Source organism: Streptococcus oralis (genome assembly GCF_001578935.1).
Classification (GTDB): Bacteria; Bacillota; Bacilli; order Lactobacillales; family Streptococcaceae; genus Streptococcus; species Streptococcus oralis_R.
In genome coordinates this window covers 299,949-302,474 of sequence record NZ_KQ969521.1, presented here as the reverse complement: position 1 = coordinate 302,474, position 2,526 = coordinate 299,949, and the positions used below count along the sequence as shown (strand labels likewise).

2 protein-coding genes and 2 pseudogenes are annotated in these 2,526 nt (G+C 44.2%); all 4 read right to left on the bottom strand.

Translation table 11 applies throughout. The features are described 5' to 3' along the window. Window positions 1-521, bottom strand: a pseudogene (locus tag SORDD15_RS10240) (LytR family transcriptional regulator); the annotation flags it as partial. Beyond that, window positions 518-1,366 carry a prephenate dehydratase gene (gene pheA / locus SORDD15_RS01520; protein ID WP_061413749.1) on the bottom strand — a complete coding sequence of 283 codons (849 nt, stop codon included), beginning with the start codon at window positions 1,364-1,366 and terminating at the stop codon, window positions 518-520. The pseudogene SORDD15_RS10240 and the gene pheA, both read right to left, overlap by 4 nt. Further along, window positions 1,363-1,839 carry a shikimate kinase gene (locus SORDD15_RS01515; RefSeq protein ID WP_061413747.1) on the bottom strand — a complete coding sequence of 159 codons (477 nt, stop codon included), beginning with the start codon at window positions 1,837-1,839 and terminating at the stop codon, window positions 1,363-1,365. Before SORDD15_RS01515 ends, pheA begins: the two co-directional genes overlap by 4 nt. Then, a pseudogene (locus SORDD15_RS01510) lies at window positions 1,832-2,526 on the bottom strand (3-phosphoshikimate 1-carboxyvinyltransferase); the annotation flags it as partial. The gene SORDD15_RS01515 and the pseudogene SORDD15_RS01510, both read right to left, overlap by 8 nt.

Below are 2,526 nucleotides of genomic sequence, written 5' to 3'. Positions count from 1 at the left end.
ATCGTGTCAGTACGGGTCTCCGCACTATTTTGACCGATACGGCCATCTGTCCCCATCACTAAAATATTCACACCGTCTTTGGTATCCTGACCGTTAAAGACCTCTACCTGAGCTGCTTTAGCATCAGCTGGTTTATTTGTTGGATTTGCCGCTGACTGGAACCCTCGAAGAAACATGAAAATCATCCCTGCAACTACACATGTAATCAACAGCAGGAACCAAGTCAATATTCGTTTGAAGCGAATTCTTCTTTTTTTCTTTTTGACTTTAGGTTGAGGAGCTCCCTTTTCACGTTTCTTAGACCGGCTTCTACTGCCATAAGTCGGAAGATCAATATCTCTACCCCAAGTTTCTTCTTTTTCTTCTTGATAGAAATGGTGAACTTCAGACTTGGGACCTGCCATTTTCTGTTGCAGATAATCAAATTCCCTCCGTTCACGGTCGTTGAGGTAATGAATATTTTTGAAGAGATAGTCATAACGTAACTGCTCGTGATGACTTAAAGGATTTTCTTTGCTCATTGACTCTCCTTTTCTATATCAGTTATGGTAAAAATCGGGTAGGTTCCCAGGATCTTGTGCTGGATTCCAATAGCTTCTAGTTCTTGTCTTGCAAAATGAACCAGTTCTTTGTCACTATAGTCTACATCGATAATGAAAAAGTATTCTCCCAGTGCTGTCTTGAGTGGACGACTTTCAATTTTTGTCAAGTCAATTCCTCGCCAAGCAAAGGTCGAAAGTGCCTTGTAGAGAGCACCAGGAAGGTTGTCAGGTAAGGTCAAGGCCAAACTCATTTTTTCAGTTTGTGCCTGCAAGGGAATAGCTGCACTTTCAGCTCCCAGAACCCAAAAACGTGTGAAATTGGCTTCCATTTCCTGAATATCCTCTGCAATCAATTCCAAGCCATATTCTTCAGCTGAACTTTTAGGAGCAATAGCTGCATAAGGCTGATCTGGATGTTCTGAAATGAAGCGAGCTGCATAGGCGGTACTGGCTGTTACCTCAATTTTAGCCTCTGGATAATGTTCATCGATGAATTTTTTTCCCTGAGCCAAAGCCTGAGGATGGGAAAAAATCTTCTCAATTTTTGACTGACCTGGAACTGCCATCAGCTGCTGGTGAATGGGTTGAACGATTTCTGCAACTGCTTGGATGCGAGCTTGGTGAAAAAGGTAGTCCAAACTTTCATGGACACTACCTTCAATGGAGTTTTCAACTGGTACCACAGAATAGTCCACCAAGCCCTGTTCATAGGCCTTGATGACATCTGTGATATTGGCAAAGGCCTGCAATTCCTCTTTGGGAAAGGCTGTCTGCACAACATGATGCGAAAAAGATCCCTTGGGACCTAGATAGGCAATTTTCATCTCAGTTCCTCTATAATTTCCTCTGGGCTTAACTTGGTCACATCCAAAACCCGACTGGCTACTTCCTCATACCAAGCTTGTCTTTCATGGAAAATAGCTGCTAGTTCTTCCTTACTTTTGTTAAGAAAGAGCGGGCGCTGATTGTCCTTATCAGCTGCGATACGTTGGTAGAGGGTTTCAAAATCTGCTTTTAGGTAGATGTTATCAGGATTGGTTTTGAGCAAGTCACGATTTCGCTGAGAAATGACAACCCCTCCGCCAGTTGACACAACTCGGTCAGTTTTTAGCAAGTCAGCTAGGACTTCTGACTCTACTTGGCGAAAGGCCACTTCTCCTTTTTCAGCGAAGAAATCCGCAATGGATATGCCCAAACGTTCCTCGATTAAGGCATCCATATCAATGTAGTCTGGGTCCAATCCTCTTGCGATTGTCGACTTGCCTGCCCCCATAAATCCGAGTAATACCTTAGCCATGAATCAAGCTCTCCAAATCATCAAAGAAGCTAGGATAGCTGGTATTGATGGCTTCAGCACGGTCAAGTTCCACTTCTCCATCAGCAACCAAGAGAGCTGCGATGGCTGTCATCATTCCAATTCGATGATCACCAAACGTATTGACTCTAGCGCCATGAAGTCTTGATTTCCCTTTGATAATCATCCCATCTGCTGTGGGAGTGATACCCGCTCCCATGCTATTTAAGGCATCTGCCACCACCTGAATGCGGTCGGTTTCCTTGACCTTAAGTTCTTCAGCATCCTTAATGACCGTTACACCTTGCGCTTGTGTCGCTAGAAGGGCAATAATAGGCAATTCATCAATCAATCGGGGAATCAAGGCTCCACCAATCTCCGTTCCTTTCAGGTCTGAAGACTCGACAGTCAAGGTTGCTGATTTAGCAACTGGATCGATTTCAGTTATTTCCAATCTTCCACCCATGGCGCGAATGACATCAATAATACCTGTCCGCGTTTCATTGATGCCCACATTCTGCAGCACCACACGAGAGTTTGGAACAATCAAACCAGCGACCAACCAAAAGGCTGCACTGGAAATATCTCCTGGCACAACTACCTTTTGTCCGGTCAGTTTTTGTGGTCCTTGAACTGTGATTTTCTTGCCGTCTACACTTAGATGGCCACCAAATTGCTGTAGCATATCTT

Excerpts from the sequence above, each read along its gene's own strand:
- SORDD15_RS01515 (WP_061413747.1), bottom strand. The coding sequence starts at position 1,839 with ATGGCTAAGGTATTACTCGGATTTATGGGGGCAGGCAAGTCGACAATC.
- pheA (WP_061413749.1), bottom strand. The coding sequence starts at position 1,366 with ATGAAAATTGCCTATCTAGGTCCCAAGGGATCTTTTTCGCATCATGTT.